Origin of the sequence: Pseudomonas fluorescens, assembly GCF_005938625.1 — a bacterium.
Classification (GTDB): domain Bacteria; phylum Pseudomonadota; class Gammaproteobacteria; order Pseudomonadales; family Pseudomonadaceae; genus Aquipseudomonas; species Aquipseudomonas fluorescens_BD.
Map to the genome: position 1 here is coordinate 1 of NZ_VCNJ01000016.1, position 22,555 is coordinate 22,555.

The window sequence follows — 22,555 nt, forward strand, 5'->3', positions numbered from 1 at the left end:
GGCCGCCGGGGATTTCCGGGTCGAGCAGGGCCAGGACCGAGATTTGTTTGGACGGTTGGACGAGCATGGCGGGGCACTCCTGCCGTAGATGGGGCGATGGAGTGATTAGGGGATAAAACCGGGAAAAGCGCACCTGTCAGATCTGACAGGTGTTTTAACGTTTTAGACCAACGGTAGTAACGTTATGGCTCAAGGTTTGCGCAAAGTCTTCTGCCGCAAAATATAAACCGTCACCAACACCGCACTGGTCAACATGAACCCCCGCGCCCACGGCAGCGGCACCAGATAACACGAAAACAGAATGCTCGCCCACATCAGCCCGATCGCGTAGACCTTGCCCTTGAGCGGTATGCCGTTGCCATCGAGATAATCGCGGATCCATGGACCGAGCCGTGGGTGCTCGACCAGCCATTGATAGAAACGCGGAGAGCTGCGCGCGAAGCAGGCTGCGGCGAGCAGAAGGAAAGGGGTGGTGGGCAGGACGGGCAGGAAAATCCCGATCACCCCCAATGCCACGCTGAGCCAGCCGACGGCCAGCAGCAAGTAGCGCAACATCAGGGGGCGGTTGCCTATGGGGTTGTCCATAGGCCGGATCTTAGTGGTGACGTGGCTTGAGGATTGCCGGTTTTTCGTCGGGCGCCTGGCACAGCAGGTACAGCGCGGTCAGGGCTTCCGGGATCTGCACGATCATGTCGTCCATCAGGTTGGCGTCTTTGGCGATGTCTTCGAATTCCGGCTGTTCGTCGAACAGGCCCGAACCGACCATGATCGGCAGCAACATTTCGCTGACTTCTTCTTCGGCGGTTTCGAACCAGGCGGCTTCACGCAGGAACACGCCTTCCATGAAACCGATGCACCAGCCGCGCAGTTCGGAATCGTCCGGCTCGTCGCCCAGATCCAGTTCGCATGGCAACTCGAACTCTTCATCGGACGCCAGTTGACGGGCGATGTGGGCCTTGAGGCCGATGAGCGTGGCTTCGATCTCTTCGCGCTGGGCTTCGCCGCTGTAGTGCGGTTCTTCGGCGAACAAGGCGTCGATCCACTCACGGTCCGGCACGACGTCCGAGCAGATCGACAGTGCGGTGAGGTAGCCGTGAGCGGCCACGTAATCCAGCGCCTCGTCATGCAGCTCGTCGGCGTCGAGGAAAACTTGCAGGCGGGTCAGTTGCTCAGCGAAGGACATTACGGGGCTACCTTGGGGAATAAACAATGCGGGAATTCTAGGCCTTCTTGCGCGCTCAAGCCAGCCGCAAGGCAGATTTGACCTGCCATACCCTGCATACACCCTGTAGGAGCTGCCGAAGGCTGCGATCTTTTGATTTGCTTTTAATAAAGACAGGATCAAAAGATCGCAGCCTTCGGCAGCTCCTACACAGGTATCAGCGATTGTATCGACGGGTGTCGCCCTGCGCAGGGGAGGCCTCGGGTATACTGCCGCGTTTTGCGATCCCTGCCCGCCTTGCGGTTGTCGTGCAATGCGTTCTTACGTTTTGTTTAAGCAGCCTTGGCTGTTCTGAACCAGCCTGAGCAGGGATGTATCGGTAGATTTTTGGAGTTTTTATGCTCGAACAGGCTCAACGCGTCCTCAAGGACATCTTCGGCTACGACAGTTTTCGTGGCCGTCAGGGTGCAATCATTGAGCGCGTGGCCAGTGGCGGTGATGCGCTGGTGCTGATGCCTACCGGTGGCGGCAAGTCCCTTTGCTTTCAGGTGCCGGCGCTACTGCGCGATGGCCTGGCGGTGGTGGTGTCACCGCTGATCGCGCTGATGGACGATCAGGTTGCGACCCTCGAAGAACTCGGTGTGGCCGCCGCTGCGCTGAACTCCACCTTGAGCGCGGAGCAGCAGCGGGATCTGGCGACGCGGATCAAGCGTGGCGAAGTGAAAATGCTGTATCTGGCGCCCGAGCGCCTGGTGCAGCCGCGCATGCTGTCATTCCTGCAAGGCTTGAATATCGCCCTGTTCGCCATCGACGAAGCGCACTGTGTGTCGCAATGGGGCCACGACTTCCGTCCGGAATACCTGCAACTGGGCCAGTTGGCCGAGATGTTTCCCGACGTGCCGCGCATTGCCTTGACCGCCACCGCCGACAAGCGTACCCGCGAAGAAATCGTCACCCGACTGCACTTGCAGAACGCCGAGCGCTTCCTGTCGAGCTTCGACCGCCCGAATATTTTCTATCGCATCGTGCCCAAGGAGCAGCCGCGCAAGCAATTGCTGGCGTTTTTGGCCGAGCGACGCAGTGATGCCGGCATCGTTTATTGTCTGTCACGCAAGAAAGTCGAGGAAGTCGCCACGTTTTTGAGCGAGCAGGGCTTTCCGGCGCTGCCGTATCACGCCGGTTTGCCCAATGAACTACGTGCTTTCAACCAGAAGCGCTTCCTCAACGAGGAAGGCCTGATCATGGTCGCCACCGTGGCGTTCGGCATGGGCATCGACAAGCCCAACGTACGTTTTGTCGCGCACCTCGATCTGCCGAAATCCCTTGAGGCGTATTACCAGGAGACCGGGCGCGGCGGCCGTGACGGCCTGCCGGCGGATGCGTGGATGGCCTACGGTCTGCAAGACGTGGTGATGCTCAAGCAGATGCTGCAGAACTCCGAAGGCGACGAGCGGCACAAGCGTCTGGAACAACACAAGCTCGACGCCATGCTGTCGCTCTGCGAAGAAACCCGCTGCCGTCGTCAGACCCTGCTGGCGTATTTCGATGAAGACATGCCCGAGCCGTGCGGTCACTGCGACAACTGTGTTGACGGCGTGCAGACCTGGGATGCCACCGAGCCAGCGCGTCAGGCGTTATCGGCGATTTTCCGCACGGGTCAGCGTTATGGCGTTGGTCATCTGGTTGACGTGCTGTTGGGCAAGGAAAACGAAAAAGTCCGCAGTTTTGGCCACCAGCATCTGTCGGTGTACGGCGTTGGCAAGGCACTGAGTGAGAGCGAGTGGCGCTCGCTGTTCCGCCAATTGGTCGCGCGCGGTCTGGCAGACGTCGATCATGAAGGCTATGGCGGTCTGCGTTTGAATGACAGTTGCCGACCATTGCTCAAGGGTGAGGTCACGCTGGAGCTGCGCCGCGATCTCAAACCGCAGGTCACCGCCAAAACCGCCAGCAAGAGCCCGGCCAGCCAACTGGTGCGCGGCGAAGAGCGTGAACAATGGGAAGCCTTGCGCGCCCTGCGGCGCAAACTGGCCGAAGAACATGGCGTGCCGCCGTACGTCATCTTCCCCGATTCGACCTTGCTGGAAATGCTCCGCAGCCAGCCGACCTCGCTGGCGGAAATGGCCCGGGTCAGCGGTGTCGGCGCACGCAAGCTGGAGCGCTATGGCGATGCCTTCCTCGAAGTGCTCGGCGGCGAGGTCGAGGCGCCGAAAGCGGTGGCCGATGTGCGCCACGAACTGATTACCCTGGCTCGCGCGGGGATGACGCCGTTGCAGATCGCCGGTCAGTTGCAGTGCTCGGAGAAGAACGTCTACACCATGCTTGCCGAGGCGATCGGCAAGCAGCAACTGTCGCTCGAGCAGGCGCTGGATTTGCCTGAAGAGTTGATGGGCGAAGTGCAGGACGCGTTCCTGGATGGCGAAGGTGAGTTGCCGTCGGTCGCCGAAATCGCCGAGTTGTTTGCAGGTCGTGTTCCGGAAGGCGTGCTGTATTGCGTTCGGGCTGCGTTGCAGTCGGAATTCGAAATGTAATTCGCCTGAGCACCCTCACCCCAGCCCTCTCCCAGAGGGAGAGGGGGCCGACCGAGGTGTCTTGCGCTATACATCGACCTGAATGACCGAGTCGATTATGGATTCAGCGCCGATCTGCCACGTCGGCGTAACTCCCAAATATCCCCCATTAAGTTCCCTCTCCCTCTGGGAGAGGGCTAGGGTGAGGGCCTGCCAATTCCGGATTCAGCAAAGCACCGTCAAGTCGCTGAATATCTAAAGCATCCCCCATTCAGTTCCCTCTCCCTCTGGGAGAGGGCTAGGGTGAGGGGCCTCAAGATGTAACGATTCAGTACAGACCGCCACTTGCCTATAACTGCAGCTCATGCTTAGCTGGCTAATAATTAGAAATTCTTTATTTTTCAGTCTAACCGTGAGTGTTTTATGCCGTTAACCGATCAACACCGCTTTGGCATGCAACTGGCCCAGATGTCCCGTGGCTGGCGTGCCGAACTGGACCGCCGGCTGGCCGGGCTGGGTCTGTCCCAGGCGCGCTGGCTGGTGCTGCTGCATCTGGCGCGTTTTGAAGAGGCGCCGACCCAACGCGAGCTGGCGCAGAGCGTCGGCGTCGAAGGTCCGACCCTTGCGCGCTTGCTCGATAGTCTGGAAAGTCAGGGCCTGGTGCAACGCCAGTCCGTGATGGAAGACCGCCGGGCGAAAAAGATCGTCCTCTGCGCGCCGGCGCTGCCGCTGATCGAACAAATCGAAACCATTGCCACGCAACTGCGCCACGAATTGTTCGAAGGCGTCGACGAAGCGGATTTGAAGGTGTGCATGCGCGTTCACGGGCACATTCTGGGCAACCTGGAAAAGTCTTGAGGCACATCCACGTGCCGGATCTTTGAGAGATCGCGCTGAGCCGACTATAAGAACTACTGGGCAATATCGTGTTCGTACCGGATGTGCGAACGCATAGAAGTCGGTTTTGCTTATTTAAGGGATGCTCATGCTCGCGAGTCGGCACGTGGTACTGCGCGGCGGCGCCAAATGGCTGCTGGTCGCTGGTGTATTCAGTTATTCGGCCTGGTCGATGGCCTTGGGGCTGGGTGATATCACCGTTCATTCCGGCCTTAATCAGCCGCTCAAGGCCGACATCGCGTTGGTCGATGTCGGCGGGCTGACGCCAAACGATCTGGCCGCGCGCCTGGCCACGGCGGATGAATTCGCCGAGGCCGGGGTCGAGCGGGTGTTCTTCCTCAACGACCTCAAGTTCATCCCGATCCTGCATGGCAATCGCCAGATGATCCGGGTGACCTCCAGCAAACCGGTCAACGAACCCTTTTTGAATTTCCTCGTGCAGCTCGATCAGCCCAATGGCCGTTTGCTGCGTGAGTACACGGTGTTGATCGATCCGCCGGGTTCACCGGGTATTGTGCCGGCCACCGATGAGCCGGATCCGCGTGCGCAATCCTCCGCCTTTCCCACTGTCGAGCCTGTCGTGGCGGTGCCACAGGCGCCTCAAGCCAAGCGCGATACTGTGCCAGCACCCGCGCTGGCAACTTCGGCCGCCAACGATGCACTGGCCGAGCAATTGGCGGCCAGTGTTTTGCTCGGTCAGCAACAGCAGAAGACCATTGATGAACTGAACGCAAAACTGCAGACACAGGATGTGCAGATTGCCGACGGCAAAAAGCAGATCAATGAATTGCAAATACGCTTGGTCGAGCTGCAGAAAACGCCGCCATCGACCGTGGTGACCCCGGCACCGGCTCCTGCGGCGGCTGTGGCGTCAGCCGAATCCAGCAATGACGGTTTGAACTGGCCATTGCTCGGCGGCCTGTTGCTGGTGTTGGGGGCGTTGGCCGGGTTGTTGGTACACCGTCGACGGCAGCAACAGCAGCAAGATGCCGAGCCGCTGCCCCAGTTGCCGCAGGGCAATGAGGTGGACGTCGCTGAAGCAGACAACGCCGATCCCGTCAGATCCCACGCTTCAGCCGAACACCGGGAAGAACCGGCGGCTGGCGATGTGCTGGAGGCGGTGGGTATCTATCTGACCTATGGCCGACTGGGCGAAGCGGCGGGTTTGTTGCGCGATGCCTTGCACAAGGAGCCGGAGCGCAGCGATATCGGATTGCAGTTGCTTGAAGTCCTGGGCCGTCAAGGCGACAGCGCTGCGTATGAACAACAGGAAAGTCATTTGCGTGAGCTGGGCGTGGATGCCCAGACGTTGCAGGATGTCCGCGCGCGGCACCCGAAACTGGCTGTTGCGGCACCGTTGGTCGCGGTGCCGCCCATTATTGCAGCGGCCCCGCTGGTCGCTGCCCAACCGGCACCTGAAGATGATTTCGAACTGAATCTGGGCGAGCTGTCGATGGATTCCAGTTGGGATCTGGAAGACAGTCGCCAGACTTCCGATGAGCCACAGGCAGACACCTCGGCGCTCGGCTCCGGGCTGCAAGTCCTGCCTCGGGATTTCGAATTGCCCGAGCCCGAGTCCAGCGAAGAGGCCGAGCTGGAATGGATCCCTGAATCGGACGCCAAGCTGCTGGATGAGGATTTTCTCAATGAGTTTGCTGATCCCGAGCCGTCACTGGCGCTGCAACCGCTGGATTTACAGACACCAGAGCCAGTCCACGACAAAAGTTCCGGCAAGCTCGAACAAGCGCAGACGTGCATTGATGACGGCGATATAGACAGTGCGATTGCGTTGCTCAATGAATTGCTCAAAGAGGGCGATGAACCTTTGAAGCAAACGGCGCGGACGTTGCTGGCGGGGATTCGCTGAGCCCCCGATCGATTTACGGTTGAGCTGAAGGCCAGTCTTCGCTGGCAGGCTCGCTCCCACAATTGGAATACGTTCCCCTGTAGGAGTGAGCCTGCTCGCGAAGACTGATCTTCAGTCAACATCAATTCCGGATCTGGATCAGAAGGTCTGCCCCAGATTCAGATAAACCGCCTGCTCATTCGCATCATTCAACCCATAACTGAAATTCAACGGCCCCAGCGGCGTGTCAAAACCGATAAACACGCTCGCGGCGTTGATGTAGCCGCTGTCGAACTCATTGTCGTTGTTCCATGCGCGTCCACGCTCCAGCGAGGCGCCGGCGTACAGCGGAAAATCCAGCGGCAGGTACGAACGCGGCGTCAACCGGCGGTAGTACACCGCGCGCATCAGGCTGATGTTCTGTCCGGAAATCGCGTCCTCACGGAAACCCGACAGCTGCCGTGCACCGCCGAGCAGGAAACTCGATGTCACCACATTGGCGTCGTTCAGCGTGCGCCCGTACCGGCCACCGAGAATCAGCGTATCCGGGCCATGGCTCATGGCTTTGTCGATTTTCAGGTCCCACTGTCGATAACGCGTGTCCGACCCCAGCCCCGGTTCGAACTGCATCAGCGTCAGGCTGACGTCCTTGCCTTCATGAGGGAAGTAGACGTTATCCAGCGAGTCGTAGGAGTACTTCAGCGCGTAGAAGCCTTCGTTGAAGTTTTCACTCGGCAGATCCTGATCGCCAATGCGCACATCGGCCTTGCCCCAGGCCTCGCCGACGCCGAAACGCACTTCGCCGTTGTTGCCGATCTGTCGACCGAAGTTAAGGCCGAAACCGTAGCGCTCGACGCGGTACTGTGCGATTGGATCGTTGTCGAGCACCGCTTCAACGTTCTGCGCTTCGAACGAGGCGTATGGCGCGACGAAGTAACGCGAGCCGACGTCCAGCGGTTGATAGAACTCGGTGTACAGCTCTTGTTTATCGCCAATCTGTGCACGAGTCAGCCATTCCGCGCCGAGGCGGTTGATGCCGTTGATGCGGTAGCTGGCGCCGAGGTTGAAGGCGCTGTCGCCGCGCATGTCGTCGGACAGATTGAGGCCGACCCGCAAGTAATCGGTGCCGCTGCGCTTGCCCCGAGCACTGATCACCAGTGTGTGATCCTCGCCCTTGTGCACCACGCGGTATTGCACCTGCTCGAAGTAGTCGAGGCCATACAAGGTGCCCATGTCCGAATGCAAACGCCCCAGATCCAGCGGCTCGCCGATGTGCTGGCGGATGTAATAGCGAATGATGTCGTCGTCGACCTTCGAGTCGTTCTCGACGCGGATCGCGGTGATGATCGGCGTACGCTGCCCCGGTGAGCGCGCGGCGTTCAGCTCGGCGTCCTGAGACTCGTTGGGTTTGAGCTGAGCAAGCCGCGCGTCGAGGATTCGGGTCGCGCGGTAACCGGCGTCGATCATCTCCTGAGCCTTGCCGAAATCTGTGACGCCGAATGCCGCCAGCGCGGGCTGGATCAGCACATCGGAGGGTTTCAGCGCGGCCAGTTGTTCTTCGGAGTTACTGCGGGTCATCAGGGTGATCGACTGGTTCAGCACGTCGACCACGGTTGTCAGTTGTTTGCGATTGCGCAGCGGTGTGCCGATATCGACGACGATGGCCACGTCAACGCCCATTTCCCGCGCGACATCGAGGGGAATGTTGTCGGTCATACCGCCGTCCACCAACAGTCGGCCGTCGAGCTCGACCGGGGCGAACACCGCCGGGATCGACATGCTGGCGCGGATCACCTGGGGCAAGTGGCCTTTGCGGAACACCACTTTTTCGCCATTGGAAATGTCGGTGGCGACGGCGCGGAACGGGATCGGCAGGTTGTCGAAATCCCGGGTGTCGCTGGTGTGGGCCAGCAGGCTTTCCAGCAACAGTGCCAGATTCTGGCCCTGAATCACCCCCAGTGGCAGGCCAAGGCTGCCGTCGTCGCGAAAACTGAGTTTCTGTTTCACCAGAAAGTCGCGGTCATCCTGCTTGCGTCGAAACGGCACGTCTTCACGCGGCGGGGCGTCGGACAGCGCGGCTTGCCAGTCGATGTTCAGCGCGAGTTTTTCCAGTTCATCGATCTTGTACCCCGAGGCGTACAGGCCACCGACCACCGCGCCCATGCTGGTGCCGGCGATCGCATCGATCTTGATGCCTTGCTCTTCCAGCGCCTTGAGCACGCCGATGTGCGCCAGCCCGCGCGCGGCACCGCCGGACAGCACCAGGCCGACTTTCGGTCGTGACGCCTCACTGGCATGGACAAGCAGAGGAAGGAAACCAAGCAGCAGGCAGAACAGCAGACGGCGCATTGTGAGTCTCGGGGCAAGCGTTAAAGCCGGCTATTATAGCGGCGCCCTCTGTCTCAGGAGTTTCAGCGAACATGACTGTCGCAAAAGCAGAAGTTGTCATCACCTATTGCACCCAATGCCAGTGGCTGCTGCGCGCCGCATGGCTGGCCCAGGAACTGCTCAGCACCTTTGCCGACGATCTCGGCAAAGTCTCGCTGGTGCCCGGCACCGGCGGGGTGTTTCTCATCACCTGCGCCGGCGTGCAGATCTGGGAACGCAAGGCCGACGGCGGTTTTCCCGAGGCCAAGGTGTTGAAACAGCGAGTTCGCGACCAGATCGATCCTGACCGCGACCTCGGACACAATGACCGTACTCAGTGAGACGCAGCTTCGGCGGCCACGGTTTTCTTGTCGGCGCTGCCGGACATCCGCGCGGACACGACGATGGCGATGATGATCAGTGCGCCGCCCATCAACATCCGTAGCGTCGGGTTTTCGTTGAACAGCAGCCAAGCGATGGTGATGCCGTAAACCGGCTCCATGGCAAACACCACCGCCGCCGTGCGTGCCTTGATCACCGCCAGACTGGCGACGAACAGGCTGTGTGCAACCCCGGTGCAGAACACCCCGAGCAGGGCGATCCACAACCAGTCCAGTGCCCGGACTTCGCTCAGTTGCGGCGCCGCGACCGGTAGCAGACACAACGCCACCACCACGTTTTGACACAACGCTGCCTGCACCGCCGGAATCCGTCCGGAACTGGCGCGGTTGGTCAGCGACAGCAACGAAAACAGCAGGCCCGATAACACCGCCCAGAGCAGGCCGGTGGTTGCGCCGCTGGCAAGATCGAACGCTGGCGTCACCAGCACCAGGCCGACTGTGACCAAAACGACGAGGATGATCTCATTGGCGCGGATGCGCTCGCGAAAGATCATCCCTTCAAGAATCACCGTAAACGCCGGGAAACTGGCAAAACCCAACGTTGCGATCGCTACGCCGGCAATCTTCACCGAAACGAAAAAACTCACCCAGTGCCCGGCCAGCAACACGCCGCTGAGGGCCAGACGCCGCCAATCCACGGCCTGAAGTTTTTGCCAGCCGTGCTGGCTGGCGAAGCGGGAGAAGAACGCCAGGGCGAGTACGGCGAAAGCCGCGCGACCGAAGACGATCACGGCGGGGGACGCAGCAGCGAGTTTGCCGAACACACCGGTCAGGCCAAACATCAAAGCGCCGATATGCAGAGCGCCAAGGGCGGTACGCGGAGTCATTGCAATCCTTAATCCAGACACGGTTTCTTGTGATTGATCGTTCCCACGCTCTGCGTGGGAATGCCTCTAGGGACGCTCTGCGTCGAGTGACGCGGAGCGTCACGGGCTACATTCCCACGCGGAGCGCGGGAACGATCAATAAGTCCATTGAACCCTGTATCGGCTTACAAGTCTGTCGGCAGATTATCGTCTTTTGTCGCAGGAATCGCGCCGAAGCTGGCCGGGTGATGAGCCGAACTCGCGCAGGACGGCGGCCGAGAAAGCACTCTGCGAGCTGTAGCCGACGCGACTGGCAATCTCGCCAATCGGCAGTGCAGTGTCGCGCAGCAGTTGCACCGCCAGATGCAAGCGCCGATTGCGGATGTAATCCATCGGCGTCTGCCCGCATTCGGCCATGAATCGTGCGTGCAGGCGCGCGCTGGACAACCCGGCCACGCGCGCCAGATCGGCGACTTGCAGCGGATAAGCGGCGTTTTGCTCGATATGCGCATCCAGAGCGGTATAGGGCAGGCGGCGGGCGGCGAGTTCGCCAGGTTGCGCGTGATTGAGACTGGCCAGCAGCAACACCGCGCCTTGCTGGGCAATCAACGGATCGCTGACCGGACTGTTCGCCAGCCAGCTGACCAACTGGCTTTGCCCAGAGTCCAGCGAAAGGCGTGCGGACTGATCAAGCAAGCGGCGACTGGCCTCGGCATGTTCACCGAGTGAATCCGCTACCCATTGCCCCTCCGGGATGTCGAGCACCAGACAGCGGCTGCCGTCGGGACTGCCGCAGGCATGATGCGCGCCGGACGGAATCACCACAAAACTCTGCTGGCGCACCTGACTGCCACAGCCTTCGACCTCGAAATCCAGCGCGCCGGACAAGCCAAACACCAATTGCGCGTGCTCATGGCTGTGCACGATCAAATCGCGGGTGTACTGACGCAGGGTGAGGATCGGTCGCATGGCAGGTTGTCTCCGAAGTGATCGCCAGTCTACACCGGTGCACGCCGGATGCGTTGTCACAGGACTGACTCGCGCTTGTCATGGTCGATTAACCGGGCAGGCGCACAGTGGCGAAAACATCGCAGAGGGTTGCCCATGACCAGCGCCGAGCTCGCCAGACCCAGTCGCAAACAACGGGTGCGAACCCTGTGGATCTCCGACGTGCATTTGGGCACGCGCGATTGTCAGGCCGAGCACTTGTCGCAATTTCTCAAGGGTTATCACGCCGACAAGATCTACCTGGTCGGCGACATCATCGACGGCTGGAAGCTGCGCGGTGGTATGTACTGGCCACAAGCGCACACCAACGTGATCCGCCGCTTGCTGACCATGAGCAAGCGCGGCACCGAAGTGATCTACGTCACCGGCAACCATGACGAATTCCTGCGTCGGTATTCCAAGTTGATTCTGGGCAATATCCAGTTGGTCGACGAGGCCGTGCATGTCACGGCGGATGGCCGGCATCTGCTGGTGATTCACGGCGATCAGTTTGACGTAATCACCCGTTATCACCGCTGGCTGGCTTTCCTCGGCGACTCGGCCTACGAATTCACCCTGACCCTCAATCGCTGGCTCAACCATTGGCGTGCGCGTTATGGCTACGGTTACTGGTCGCTGTCGGCGTACCTGAAACACAAGGTGAAAACCGCGGTGAGTTTCATCAGCGACTTTGAAGAAGCCATCGCCCATGAATGCGTGAAGCGCGAGTTGCATGGCGTGGTCTGCGGGCACATTCACCATGCCGAGATCCGCAAGGTCGGCGAGGTGGATTACCTCAACTGCGGCGATTGGGTGGAATCGTGCACGGCGCTGATCGAGCATTGGGATGGCACGATCGAGTTGTATCGACTGGCGGATGCGCAGGCGCGCGCGGCGGAGCTAAAGGCCGCCAAAGTCGCCGAACTCGCATAATGCTCTGGTGATTGAGAGGGCCTCATCGCGAGCAGGCTCACTCCTACAGGGGTACGCATTTCAACTGTAAGAGTGAGCCTGCTCGCGATGAACCGCGCAGCGGTTCCCGAGGTTGATTACGCTGGCGAGTGTTCTTCCATCGCGGCCTTGTAAATCGAGTTCTTCGGCTGCGCAAACAACCGCTCCATCATCGGTTCAAAGAAGCTCAACGGCAGCGTGTCATAGTCAGGATCAAACGCCGCCGCATCGTACTTGGCGCAAAACTCGGCCGTCGCCTGAAACTGCGGATGCCCGGCGAACTGCTCACGCAGATGCCGATCCATGCCAAGATGATGAAAGAAGTAATAACCCTGAAACACCCCGTGCTTCTCGACCATCCACAGATTCTCGGCACTGACGAACGGCTTGAGAATCGCCGCAGCAATGTCCGGATGGTTGTACGAGCCCAGGGTGTCGCCAATGTCATGCAGCAATGCGCAAACCACATATTCCTCGTCGCGTCCGTCACGAAAGGCGCGGGTGGCGGTTTGCAGCGAGTGGGTCAGGCGATCCACCGGGAAACCACCGAAGTCGCCTTCAAGCAGTTTCAGATGGGTCATGATCCGTGACGGCAACTGTTTGGCGTAGGCACTGAAGTCGGCGGCGATAATCGCCCAGTCTTCCTGCGTACCGTCTTTCATATGGGTGAAGCGGGCATTGGCATTCATTGGCTGGCCCTCATTCAGAACGCCACGCGACCCAGAATCATGTCGCGGTACATGACGAAGTCGCCGAGCAGGCTGTACAGCGGATGCTGGAAAGTCGCCGGTCGGTTCTTTTCAAAGAAGAAGTGCCCGACCCAGGCGAAGCTGTAACCGGCCAGCGGCAAGGCCAATAACAGCAGCCAGGCGCCTTTGGCGATGGTCATCGCCAGAATGAAAATCACCAGCGTGGTGCCGATGAAATGCAGGCGCCGGCAGGTGCTGTTGCTGTGTTCGCTGAGGTAATACGGATAAAACTCAGCGAAGCTGTTGAAATGCTTGATGTTTTCCACGACCGCGTTCTCTGTGGTTATTGTTCTGGCGACGAGTTGTTCTGCGGGTAGCTTATTTGAGTCTAGAGTGATCATTGGCGTGGGCCAGTGACAATCGGCGCCACTTTAGTATCCTTCGCAAATCAGGCCGTAATATGCGGCCCCTCATGTAAAAGAAAAACGCCATGAGCGAACGAACGACTTCTGCAAGCTGGGCGATGGGGATTGTCAAAGCATTGGAGATGGACGGCCTGGATTGCCGGGTTCTGTTCAAACAACTGGGGCTTGATTACACGGCTCTGGATGATCCGGATGCGCGCTTCCCGCAAGATTCCATGACCCGCCTCTGGCAACGGGCGGTCGAGCTGTCCGGCAATCCGGCGATCGGCTTGAACATGGGCAAAGTGGTGCGACCGGCGTCGTTTCATGTCGCCGGTTATGCGTTGATGTCGAGTAATACCCTGGCCGAAGGCTTTCAACGGCTGGTGCGTTATCAACGGATCATCGCCGAAAGTGCCGACCTGAGCTTCCGTCTGCTGGAAGAAGGTTATGCGCTGATTCTAACGGTGCACGGCGACCATCTGCCGCCGACCCGGCAAAGTGCCGAAGCCTCGCTGGCCTGTGCGCTGGGCCTGTGCGGCTGGTTGACCGGACGCACGCTGCACCCGGTCAAAGTGCTGGTGCAGGGCGCCGAACCGGATGACCTGGCACCCTATAAACAGGCCTTCCACGCGCCGTTGATGTTCAACGCGCCCTACGATGCGTTGATCTTCGAACGCGCCGATATGGAGGCGCCGCTGCCTACCGCCAATGAGGCGATGGCGCTGTTGCATGACCGCTTTGCCGGGGAATATCTGGCGCGTTTTTCTGAAAGCCGCGTGACCCACAAGGCGCGACAGGTGTTGTGCCGTTTGCTGCCGCAAGGTGAACCGAAGCGCGATACCGTGGCGCAGACCCTGCATTTGTCGCAGCGTACATTGCAGCGCCGCTTGCAGGAGGAGGGCACGAGTTTTCAGCAACTGCTCGATGACACCCGCCGTGAACTGGCCGAGCAGTATCTGGCGCAGCCGAGCATGACCTTACTGGAAATCGCTTATCTGTTGGGTTTTGCCGATCCGAGCAACTTCTTTCGCGCGTTCCGCCGCTGGTTCGACACCACGCCCGGCGATTACCGGACGCGGTTGTTGCAGGCGCCGAGCGCGGTCAGTGGCGCCAAAAGGCCGGAATACACAGTACAAACACCGTAATGATCTCCAGTCGGCCGAGCAGCATACCGAACGACAGAATCCATTTGGCCGCATCGGGCAGGGTGGCGAAGTTGCCCGCCGGGCCGATGGTTTCGCCCAGGCCCGGGCCGACGCCGGACACGGTACTGGCGGCGCCGGTCAGCGCAGTCATCCAGTCGACACCGAGCAGCGACAGGAGCAGGGCGATCACGCAGATGGTGATGGCGAAGAAGAACGAAAAGGTCAGAATCGAGCGCACGATTTCTTCGTCGAGGCGGTGACCGTTGTACTTCTGCTTGATCACTGCGCGCGGGTGAATCAGCTGATTAAGGTTGGCCTTGAGCAGGATATAGGCGACCTGAAAACGGAAAATCTTGATCCCGCCCGCCGTCGAACCGGAACAGCCTCCGACAAAGCCGAGATAGAAAAACAGCATCAGCGAGAAGTTGCCCCACAGGCTGTAGTCGCCGAGGGCGAAGCCGGTGGTGGTGACCACCGACGTCACGTTCAGCGCCACGTGGCGTAGCGCATCCAGCCAATGCAGGTTGGTCGTCCACCAGTACCAGGTGCCGAGCACCAGCCAGGTCACCAACAACATTCCGAGCAAACCCTGCACCTGCTGATCCTTGATCAGCGCTTTACGATTGCCGCGCAAGGTTGCCACGTACAGGGTGAACGGCAGGCTGCCGAGGATCATGATGACCACCGCCACCCAGTGCACTGCCGGTTGTGTCCACTTGGCCAGGGATTGGTCGGAAGTCGAAAAACCACCGGTGGAAATCGCCGACATCGCGTGGTTGATCGCGTCGAACGCGCTCATCCCGGCCCACCAGAACGCCAGGCTGCCAAGAATGGTGATGCCGACATAAGCCGCCACGATCAGCCGCGCCACCATGTGCGAACGCGGCATGACCTTTTCCGAGCGGTCCGAAGATTCGGTCTGGAACAGGCGCATGCCACCGATGCGCAGCAGCGGCAGAATCGCCACCGCCATACCGATAAAGCCGATGCCGCCGATCCAGTGCAGCAGCGAGCGCCACATCAGAATCCCGGGGGACATGTTGTCCAGACCGTTGAGCACGGTCGAGCCGGTCGCGGTGATGCCCGACATGCTTTCGAAGAACGAGTCGGTGTAGCTGATGTGTTGAGTCAACAAGAATGGCAACGCGGCAAAAATGCACACCACCAGCCAACTGCTCACGGTCAGCAGGTACATGTCACGCGGACGCAGGTGAATGTGTTCGGGCCGGCCGGGAATCACCAGCGCGAGGCCGGCGACGAAGGTGATCATGCTCGCCCAGAGGAACGACGGCAGGTCGCTGGTGCGCTCGAAAATCACCAGGGTGGCCATGGGCACGACCATGGCGACGGCCAGGGTGATCAGGAAGATGCCGATGATGAAACCAATGATCCGTAAGGTCGGCAACGCCATGAAGTCCGCTCGGGCTGATGTGGGAAGGGCGCCATTCTACCCGTGGGGCAGGGCATGTAAACCGGCATCCTGTAGGCAGATAAAGCTAGAATAGCCGCACATATTTTTCAGGAGGTGGCCGATGCAGGCTCTCGACGCGTTGCTCAACCGTGTTTCCGTTCCACGACTGGTCGAACCGGCCCCCACTGCCGAGCAGCGCGAAGCTCTGTTTGGCGCAGCGTTGCGCGCGCCGGATCATGGGCATTTGCAGCCGTATCGCTTTCTGACCGTCGAAGGCGCAGCGCGCGAGCAGATGGGCGAGTTGCTGGCCGAAGCGGCGCAAATGCAGGAAGGCGAAGTCACCGAAGCGATGATCGACAAGGCGCGCAACGGCCCGCTGCGTGCACCGCTGGTGGTTGTGGTGATCGCTAAATTGCAGGAGCACGTTAAATATCCTAAAGCTGAGCAACTGCTGGCGGCAGGGTGTGCGGCGCACGGGATTTTGCTGGCGGCGTATGCGCAGGGGATTGGTGCGGTGTGGCGTACGGGGGATCTGGCTTATTCCAAGCATGTAGCGCAAGGCTTGGGGCTGGCTGAGGGTGAGGAGGTGATTGCGTTCCTTTACCTTGGCACGCCGCAGAAGGAGCCTCGCGTAGCTGATAAGGTCGACCTGAGCGAGTTCGTTAGTGTCTGGCCTGGTAAAGCCTGAAGATCAAAAGCCCCTCACCCTAACCCTCTCCCGGGGGGAGAGGGGACTGATTGGGGGATGCTGTAGAAGTACGCCGACGTGAGCGATCTGCGCTGAATCCATAATCGACTTCGGTTTAAGTCGATACAGGGTTGATTACGGTGTTCAGAATCCATAATCAACTCGGTTCTTCAGGTCGATGTCTGACGCGAGACACCGCGGTCGGCTCCCTCTCCCTCTGGGAGAGGGCTGGGGTGAGGGGCTTTTTCTGGGGTGAGGGTGGCTTCTAGGGTTGGACGACTGCGCCGGGTACAAGCGGCAATTCCAGGCTGGCAATAAACCCGCCCTGCGGATGGTTGGCCAACGTCAAACTCCCACCATGCCGTTCCGCTGCCCGCCGAGCAATCGCCAGCCCCAAGCCATGCCCCGCCGCCGTCTGCCCCGGTGCCCGGTAAAACGGCTCGCCCAACTGACTCAGATGTTCGGCCTGCACCCCCGGCCCATGGTCACGCACGCTGACGATGATTTTTTCACCCTGACGCGAAGCCTGCATTTCAATTGCCTGACCTTCCGGATTGAAGCGCTGAGCATTGCGCAGCAGGTTATCGACGGCACGCTCGATCATGGTCGGCCAACCCTTCAGACTCAGCTGCGATTCGGCATCGAGACGCACTATCTGCTCGGGTGATGCAAGTTTCGCGTCTTTCTGTAGCGTGCCGAGAAGTGCATTCAAATCCACGTCTTCAGCGCTGGCGTTGTCGGCATCGACCCGCGCCAGCACCAGAATTTCACTGATCAACGCTTCCAGCCGATCGCACTCGCGGGTCAGTCGTGGCCAGAGTTTCTCGCGTTCTTCAGGGTTGGCCCGTTCGGCCAGTGCCAGGGCAATTCGCAGCCGCGCCAGCGGCGAGCGCAATTCGTGAGACACGTCGCGCAACAGCTGCCGCTGGCTGCCAATCAGGCTTTGCAGGCGCGCGCCCATGCGGTTGAAATCGGTGGCGAGTACGCCGAACTCATCACGACGGTTGGCCAGTTTCGCCAGGCTGTTTTGCTGATAAGTCGTCTGCCCCAGATCATGCACCGCGCCACGCAAACGGCTGAGCGGGCGGGTGATGGAGAATGTCACCAGCAGGCTGAACAGGGTCAGCACCACCAACGCGATGCCCAGTGCACTCAGCGGCCAGAGCAGGCTTTCGCGGTGCCAGGCGTCGAGTTCCGGGTGCGGGATGCGGTAGATGAACAGGTAGGTGTCACCGGTTTTTTCACTGGTGAATTCGTCGGTCAGACGCCGCCATGGCAGGCGTCGGTCATCGTTGTTCTGGCGCGCTTCGAAGGCGGCGGCGCGACGCGGGAAGGTCCCGCGCACCACCGGATCGCCGCTTTCGTTGAGCACCTGAACGTCGATGTGATATTGGCGTTTGCGTTGTTCGAGGATGTCCTGGGCGGCTTCTTCGCCTTGTGCTTCGTAGGTTTGTGTCCACTCACTGGCGAGGGTGTTGAGGCCCGGGTGACGGCTGAGGATCCACGCGTCCTGATTGAGCATATGCCCGAGCAGAATGGACAGGCCAGCCACCAGCGCGATGGCCAGCCAGAAGCTCGCGAGAATACGCCAGAACAATGAACGCACAGAAAATCCTCAGAACAAACACAAATCCCTGTAGGAGCTGCCGAAGGCTGCGATCTTTTGACTTTGTTTTTTCAGATCAAGATCAAAAGATCGCAGCCTTCGGCAGCTCCTGCAGGTTCCGGGTTGCAAAAGACCCGACGGGTTAACCGTCGGGTCCGGGTCAGAACATTATTGCGCCTTTTGCGCCTTCCAAGCCTTGAACTCGGCCCATTCGGCGCGACGCTCGGCCTGTTTCTTCTGGATCTCGTCGAATTTCTTCTGTTGATCCGGTTTCAGCACCGCACGCACATCGGTCTCGGCTTTCTTGTGGTTGGCCGCCATCTCGTCTTTCATGGCTTTCTGGTCAGCCGGCGAGAGTTTTTCCAGGTACTTGTCGACCACTTGCTTACGCTCGTGCATCTGCTCGCCCATGATCTTGCGGATCTGCTCGCGCTGTTCGCGGGACAGGTCGAGTTGGCTGTACGGGCCTTTGCCGTGCATGCCGTGCATCTGACCGCCGTGGCGTGGGCCGTCGAGCGGGCCACCCATCGGGCCGCCATCTTGCGGCATGGCCATGGCGACGGTTGGCAGAGCGGCAGCGAACATCAGAGCGATAAGAGTCTTGCGCATGGTGTATCTCCTTGTCTCGTTCCCGGTACGTTCCGGATGAGTACAGATTACGGAGATCAAGGTCAGCGGCGGTCAGCACTGCGTAAAGCTTGGGTAAAGACGCTTTGTTGTAAGCCTTACACATATCCGGTGCAGGAGCTGTGGCACGCTGCGATCTTGAGGCTGTGGGACGCAGAGCGTCCCCGGCGGCATTCCCACGCAGAGCGTGGGAACGATCGATCGCAGCGTGCCGGGCGCGGTTCAGAGGCTATAGAAGTAACCGCGGCTGCGCAGGGCAACGATGCGCGGGCGGCCGTCCGGGTGCGGGCCGATCTTCTTGCGCAGGTTGCTGACGTGCATGTCGAGGCTGCGGTCGTACAAGGTCAGCTTGCGGCCGAGGGCGATCTGCGCCAGTTCCTGTTTGTCCAGCGGCTCGCCCGGCTGCTTGAGCAGAGCTTCGAGCAAGCGGCTTTCCGAAACGGTCAAGGTCAGTTCTTTCTCGTCGATGCTGACCACGCCGCGCACCGGGCTGAAACTCAGGTCGCCCAGTTCAAGCTGCGTCGACACCGCCGCCGGGTGACTGCGGCGCAACACCGCGCGCAGACGCGCGGTCAGTTCGCGCGGATCGCACGGTTTGGCCAGGTAATCGTCGGCGCCCAGTTCCAGGCCGAGGATACGATCCAGCGGCTCACCACGAGCCGAGAGCATCAGCACCGGCAAGTCGGCGTGGTCGTTGCGCAATTGCTTGAGCAGTTCCAGACCGCTGCCATCGGGCAGCATCACGTCCAGCACCACCGCCGCCGGGGCCGTTTCGGCCAACGCCTTGCGGGCGCTCTGGCCATCGTGGCAGGCGCGTACATGGAAGCCTTCCTGGCTCAGCCAACTACTCAGGAGTTCGCACAACTCCTGGTCATCATCAATCAGTAACAGCTCGCTCATGACTCACTCAATTTAGCCATTGCCGACGTTTTCGGCTTGCTCCACTGGCAAAGATACCGCAGAGCAGCGCCAATAGCGCTACTCCGGCGCCCGTGACGAACCACTGCTGCTGATCGGTCAACAGCCGCGGCAGCGGGCTGGCCTGGGCTTCCTTGAGTTGCAGCTTCAAGCGCTGGTTCTCTTGGCGCAACCGGGCAAGCTGGGCACTTTCGCGGGTGTTGTCGGCATTTTGCAGTTGTTTGTTCAATTCTTCCCGTTGCTGCTCGCTGGCCTTGAGGCGCTGCTGCAACTCGGTGATCTGGCTGCCGGCGCTTAACGACAATGGCGTGGAGCTGCCGCCTTCGGTGGTTTCCTCACCATGGGCGGGCGCCATGATCGACAACGTGACCAACATCAGACACAACGGACCCTTGCGCATCGCAACACCTGCTTCCAAATGGATATTGGGCAGGTTGTCGGCAGGCAAACGAGAATAATGAGCGATTGAGAGCAGCAAGAACCAGGAAGGTTCATTGCCAGACGCAATGTCGCGGGTGATGAGGGGAGAAATCCCCTCATCACCGGACTTTCAAGGCAGGACTTGCTTGAACGGCTTGACGATCACGTTGGCGTAGACGCCCGCAGCAATGTACGGATCGGCATCGGCCCACGCTTGCGCAGCGCTCAGGGAATCGAATTCGGCGACGATCAGGCTGCCGGTGAAACCCGCTGCACCCGGATCATTGCTGTCGACGGCCGGGTGCGGACCGGCCAATACGATGCGGCCTTCGCCCTTGAGCGCTTGCAGGCGTTCCAGATGCGCAGGGCGCGCGGCCAGGCGTGCTTCCAGCGAGTTGGCGACGTCAGTGGCAATGATGGCGTAGAGCATGTCAGTCCTCGGTTTTTGGTGTTGTTGTGGTATCGGCATCGTGCAGGTGACGCGACAGGTAAATGCCCTGTGCAACCAGGAACACCAGGGTCATGCCCAGGCTGCCGAACACCTTGAAGTCCACCCAGTAGCTCTGGAAGGTGAAGGCGACGAACAGGTTGGCGGCCCCACAGAACAGGAAAAAGGCGATCCAGGCGATGTTCAGGCGGGTCCAGACCGGATCCGGCAGGGTCAGCGCGTGGCCCATGATGCGTTTGATCAGCAGGCGGTCACCGATGAAGTGGCTGCCGATGAAGGCGACGGCGAACAGCCAGTTGACGACCGGGGCTTTCCACTTGAGGAAGGTCTCGCTGTGGAAGGCCAGCGTCAGGCTGCCGAACACCAGGCAGGCGATCAGGGTTAGCCATTGGCTCTTTTCCAGCTTGCGCTGTTTGATGAACAACGCGCCGTACACCACCAGGGAACTGATGATCAGCATCGCCGTGGCGCTGTAAATACCGCCTACAGTCACTTCATGGCCAGCGATGTCGACGACCCGTGGATCAAGTTTGTAAACGATGAAGAACAGCAGAAGCGGGATGAAATCGATGAATTGTTTCACAGTGAGAGCCAGAAGCTGGATGTGGCGGCATAATAACAAACATATGGGCGCGCGATAGCGCCAGCTGATTTGAGGTTACAACTCCCCGTGAATGTTGATTTGCACTGCCATAGCACGGCCTCCGATGGCGCCCTGGCGCCTGCGGTTCTGGTTGCGCGTGCGTTCGAGAACGGCGTGCGAGTCCTGGCGTTGACCGACCACGACACCCTTGAGGGCCTCGCCGAGGCACGCACAGCGGCCACCGAATTGGGCATGCAACTGGTCAACGGCGTTGAGTTGTCCTGCACTTGGGGCGGCGCGACCATTCATGTCTTGGGCTACGGTTTCGACGTCAACGCCGCACCGTTGGTCGAGGCGATCGCCAAATTGCACGATGGCCGCTGGCTGCGGTCCGAAGAAATAAGCCGCAAGCTCGCCCTCAAGGGCATGCCCGGTGCCCTCGAAGGCGCCCGGCAGGTGCAGCAGGAACTGGGCGACAGCGGCAACGCCCCGGCCCGTCCGCATTTCGCCGACTGGATGGTGCGTGAAGGTTTTGTAAAGGATCGCGCTGAGGCATTCCGCAAGTGGCTCGGTGCCGGCAAGCTGGGTGACGTCAAGTTGCACTGGCCGACGCTGGAAGACACTGTCGGCACGCTGCGGGCCGCCAATGCCTGGGTCAGCCTGGCGCATCCGTGGCACTACGATTTCACCCGCAGCAAGCGCCGAAAGCTGATTGCCGACTATATTCAAGCAGGCGGGCATGCAATCGAGGTGGTCAATGGCCACCAGCCCGCGGAACAGGTGGGCAGCCTGGCAATCCTTGCCCGTGAGTTCGGTCTGCTGGTCAGCGCTGGCAGTGACTTCCATGGCCCTGGCGGCTGGTCCGAGATCGGCCAGTACCGGCCGGTTCCCGAGGACCTTCCACCCCTGTGGGGTCGGTTCAAACATGACACAGATATTGCCGCCGTCTGAACAGGTAGAGAATGTGAGTCAATTTTTCCAGATACATCCGGAAAACCCGCAAGCGCGCCTGATCAAACAGGCGGTCGAGATCATCCGCAAGGGCGGGGTGGTGGTTTATCCCACGGACTCTTCATACGCGATCGGTTGCCAGATCGGCGACAAGACGGCGATTGAGCGCGTGCGACGCCTGCGTCAGCTCGATGAAAAGCACAACTTCGCGCTGATCTGCAGCGACCTGTCGCAACTGGGCAACTACGCCAAGATCGACACCGGCACCTTCCGTATTCTCAAAGCGCATCTGCCGGGGCCGTACACCTTCATTCTCAACGCCACCCGCGAAGTGCCGCGTCTGTTGTTGCATCCGAAGAAGCGCACCATCGGCCTCCGTGTGCCGAGCCATCCGATTGCGCTGGCGCTGTTGGCCGAATTGGGCGAGCCGCTGATGAGCGTGACCCTGATCATGCCCGGCGATGAAGACCCGCTCAGCGATCCCTACGAAATGCGCCAGTTGCTCGAGCACCAAGTGGACTTGATCGTCGACGGCGGTTTTGGCGGCATCAAAGCCTCCACGGTGATCGACCTGACCGGCGATGACCCGGAAGTGGTCCGCGTCGGTTGCGGCGACCCGACGCCGTTCATGGTCGAGGCCTGAATGTCCGCAGTGGAAACCGTTGTCGATCCGCAGGCCGGCGCTCAGCAAGAGCTGCCGTTTGCCATGGTCTATGGCCAGGCGGTCATGGAAATGCC

23 protein-coding genes are annotated in these 22,555 nt (G+C 60.2%); 9 read left to right on the forward strand and 14 right to left on the reverse strand.

Features of this window, described 5'->3' with window-relative positions; all coding sequences use genetic code 11:
• Positions 1 to 189: 189 nt before the first annotated feature.
• Positions 190 to 585 (reverse strand): YbaN family protein, encoded by a 396-nt coding sequence (locus tag FGA82_RS11540; RefSeq protein ID WP_141127182.1) that lies wholly within the window; start codon positions 583 to 585, stop codon positions 190 to 192.
• A 10-nt stretch (positions 586 to 595) separates the two neighbouring features.
• On the reverse strand, positions 596 to 1,183 hold the full coding sequence (locus tag FGA82_RS11545) for a YecA family protein (protein WP_064119603.1): 588 nt from the start codon (positions 1,181 to 1,183) through the stop codon (positions 596 to 598).
• Positions 1,184 to 1,560: 377 nt separating this feature from the next.
• Between FGA82_RS11545 and recQ the strand changes: the two genes are divergently transcribed.
• The 3 genes from recQ to FGA82_RS11560 all read left to right on the forward strand — a co-directional run bounded on the left by recQ (position 1,561) and on the right by FGA82_RS11560 (position 6,433).
• Complete coding sequence (gene recQ, locus FGA82_RS11550) at positions 1,561 to 3,690, forward strand: DNA helicase RecQ (protein ID WP_141127183.1); 2,130 nt, start codon at positions 1,561 to 1,563, stop codon at positions 3,688 to 3,690.
• A 402-nt stretch (positions 3,691 to 4,092) separates the two neighbouring features.
• Positions 4,093 to 4,527 (forward strand): MarR family transcriptional regulator, encoded by a 435-nt coding sequence (locus FGA82_RS11555; protein WP_016984207.1) that lies wholly within the window; start codon positions 4,093 to 4,095, stop codon positions 4,525 to 4,527.
• 127 nt (positions 4,528 to 4,654) lie between these two features.
• The gene (locus FGA82_RS11560; protein ID WP_141127184.1) at positions 4,655 to 6,433 is read left to right on the forward strand and encodes a FimV/HubP family polar landmark protein; all 1,779 of its coding nucleotides are present in this window, start codon (positions 4,655 to 4,657) and stop codon (positions 6,431 to 6,433) included.
• A gap of 138 nt (positions 6,434 to 6,571) precedes the next feature.
• Here the strand turns inward: FGA82_RS11560 and FGA82_RS11565 are convergent, their stop codons facing one another.
• A complete protein-coding gene (locus FGA82_RS11565) occupies positions 6,572 to 8,761 on the reverse strand; it encodes a patatin-like phospholipase family protein (protein WP_141127185.1) in 2,190 nt (729 codons plus the stop codon).
• 71 nt (positions 8,762 to 8,832) lie between these two features.
• Here FGA82_RS11565 and FGA82_RS11570 point away from each other — a divergent pair, with 71 nt between their 5' ends.
• Entirely contained in the window at positions 8,833 to 9,120 is a 288-nt protein-coding gene (locus FGA82_RS11570) for a SelT/SelW/SelH family protein (protein ID WP_141127186.1), read from the forward strand.
• Here the strand turns inward: FGA82_RS11570 and FGA82_RS11575 are convergent.
• Entirely contained in the window at positions 9,114 to 10,007 is an 894-nt protein-coding gene (locus tag FGA82_RS11575) for a DMT family transporter (RefSeq protein WP_141127187.1), read from the reverse strand. The genes FGA82_RS11570 and FGA82_RS11575 overlap by 7 nt on opposite strands.
• Positions 10,008 to 10,190: 183 nt before the next feature.
• A complete protein-coding gene (locus FGA82_RS11580; protein ID WP_141127188.1) occupies positions 10,191 to 10,955 on the reverse strand; it encodes a helix-turn-helix transcriptional regulator in 765 nt (254 codons plus the stop codon).
• A gap of 135 nt (positions 10,956 to 11,090) precedes the next feature.
• Between FGA82_RS11580 and FGA82_RS11585 the strand changes: the two genes are divergently transcribed.
• Positions 11,091 to 11,906, forward strand: coding sequence for a UDP-2,3-diacylglucosamine diphosphatase (locus FGA82_RS11585; RefSeq protein ID WP_141127189.1), 816 nt, complete (start codon positions 11,091 to 11,093; stop codon positions 11,904 to 11,906).
• Between the two features lie 116 nt (positions 11,907 to 12,022).
• Here FGA82_RS11585 and FGA82_RS11590 read toward each other — a convergent pair whose 3' ends face one another.
• Together FGA82_RS11590 and FGA82_RS11595 are read right to left on the reverse strand one after the other, a co-directional pair.
• Entirely contained in the window at positions 12,023 to 12,613 is a 591-nt protein-coding gene (locus tag FGA82_RS11590) for an HD domain-containing protein (RefSeq protein ID WP_141127190.1), read from the reverse strand.
• Between the two features lie 14 nt (positions 12,614 to 12,627).
• Positions 12,628 to 12,939, reverse strand: coding sequence for a DUF962 domain-containing protein (locus tag FGA82_RS11595; protein WP_095187810.1), 312 nt, complete (start codon positions 12,937 to 12,939; stop codon positions 12,628 to 12,630).
• A gap of 164 nt (positions 12,940 to 13,103) precedes the next feature.
• Between FGA82_RS11595 and FGA82_RS11600 the strand changes: the two genes are divergently transcribed.
• Positions 13,104 to 14,165, forward strand: a complete 1,062-nt coding sequence (locus FGA82_RS11600; RefSeq protein ID WP_212760535.1) for an AraC family transcriptional regulator — start codon at positions 13,104 to 13,106, stop codon at positions 14,163 to 14,165.
• Here the strand turns inward: FGA82_RS11600 and FGA82_RS11605 are convergent.
• Positions 14,122 to 15,576 carry a TrkH family potassium uptake protein gene (locus tag FGA82_RS11605; RefSeq protein WP_141127191.1) on the reverse strand — a complete coding sequence of 485 codons (1,455 nt, stop codon included), beginning with the start codon at positions 15,574 to 15,576 and terminating at the stop codon, positions 14,122 to 14,124. The genes FGA82_RS11600 and FGA82_RS11605 overlap by 44 nt on opposite strands.
• Positions 15,577 to 15,697: 121 nt before the next feature.
• On the opposite strand from FGA82_RS11605, the gene FGA82_RS11610 reads away from it, so the two are divergent.
• A complete protein-coding gene (locus FGA82_RS11610) occupies positions 15,698 to 16,264 on the forward strand; it encodes a nitroreductase family protein (RefSeq protein ID WP_141127192.1) in 567 nt (188 codons plus the stop codon).
• Between the two features lie 265 nt (positions 16,265 to 16,529).
• Here the strand turns inward: FGA82_RS11610 and FGA82_RS11615 are convergent, their stop codons facing one another.
• The 6 genes from FGA82_RS11615 to FGA82_RS11645 all read right to left on the reverse strand — a co-directional run bounded on the left by FGA82_RS11615 (position 16,530) and on the right by FGA82_RS11645 (position 20,866).
• Complete coding sequence (locus tag FGA82_RS11615; RefSeq protein WP_141127193.1) at positions 16,530 to 17,870, reverse strand: sensor histidine kinase; 1,341 nt, start codon at positions 17,868 to 17,870, stop codon at positions 16,530 to 16,532.
• Between the two features lie 168 nt (positions 17,871 to 18,038).
• The gene (locus tag FGA82_RS11625) at positions 18,039 to 18,479 is read right to left on the reverse strand and encodes a Spy/CpxP family protein refolding chaperone (RefSeq protein ID WP_095122768.1); all 441 of its coding nucleotides are present in this window, start codon (positions 18,477 to 18,479) and stop codon (positions 18,039 to 18,041) included.
• Between the two features lie 240 nt (positions 18,480 to 18,719).
• Entirely contained in the window at positions 18,720 to 19,397 is a 678-nt protein-coding gene (locus tag FGA82_RS11630; RefSeq protein ID WP_095050143.1) for a response regulator transcription factor, read from the reverse strand.
• Between the two features lie 7 nt (positions 19,398 to 19,404).
• Entirely contained in the window at positions 19,405 to 19,815 is a 411-nt protein-coding gene (locus tag FGA82_RS11635; RefSeq protein ID WP_034153246.1) for a translation initiation factor 2, read from the reverse strand.
• 150 nt (positions 19,816 to 19,965) lie between these two features.
• A complete protein-coding gene (locus tag FGA82_RS11640; RefSeq protein WP_016987935.1) occupies positions 19,966 to 20,265 on the reverse strand; it encodes a YciI family protein in 300 nt (99 codons plus the stop codon).
• Between the two features lies 1 nt (position 20,266).
• On the reverse strand, positions 20,267 to 20,866 hold the full coding sequence (locus FGA82_RS11645; protein WP_007919675.1) for a septation protein A: 600 nt from the start codon (positions 20,864 to 20,866) through the stop codon (positions 20,267 to 20,269).
• 87 nt (positions 20,867 to 20,953) lie between these two features.
• Between FGA82_RS11645 and FGA82_RS11650 the strand changes: the two genes are divergently transcribed.
• Both FGA82_RS11650 and FGA82_RS11655 read left to right on the forward strand, forming a co-directional pair.
• Positions 20,954 to 21,817, forward strand: a complete 864-nt coding sequence (locus tag FGA82_RS11650) for a PHP domain-containing protein (protein ID WP_141127194.1) — start codon at positions 20,954 to 20,956, stop codon at positions 21,815 to 21,817.
• A gap of 13 nt (positions 21,818 to 21,830) precedes the next feature.
• On the forward strand, positions 21,831 to 22,460 hold the full coding sequence (locus tag FGA82_RS11655) for an L-threonylcarbamoyladenylate synthase (RefSeq protein WP_038363745.1): 630 nt from the start codon (positions 21,831 to 21,833) through the stop codon (positions 22,458 to 22,460).
• Positions 22,461 to 22,555: the final 95 nt, after the last annotated feature.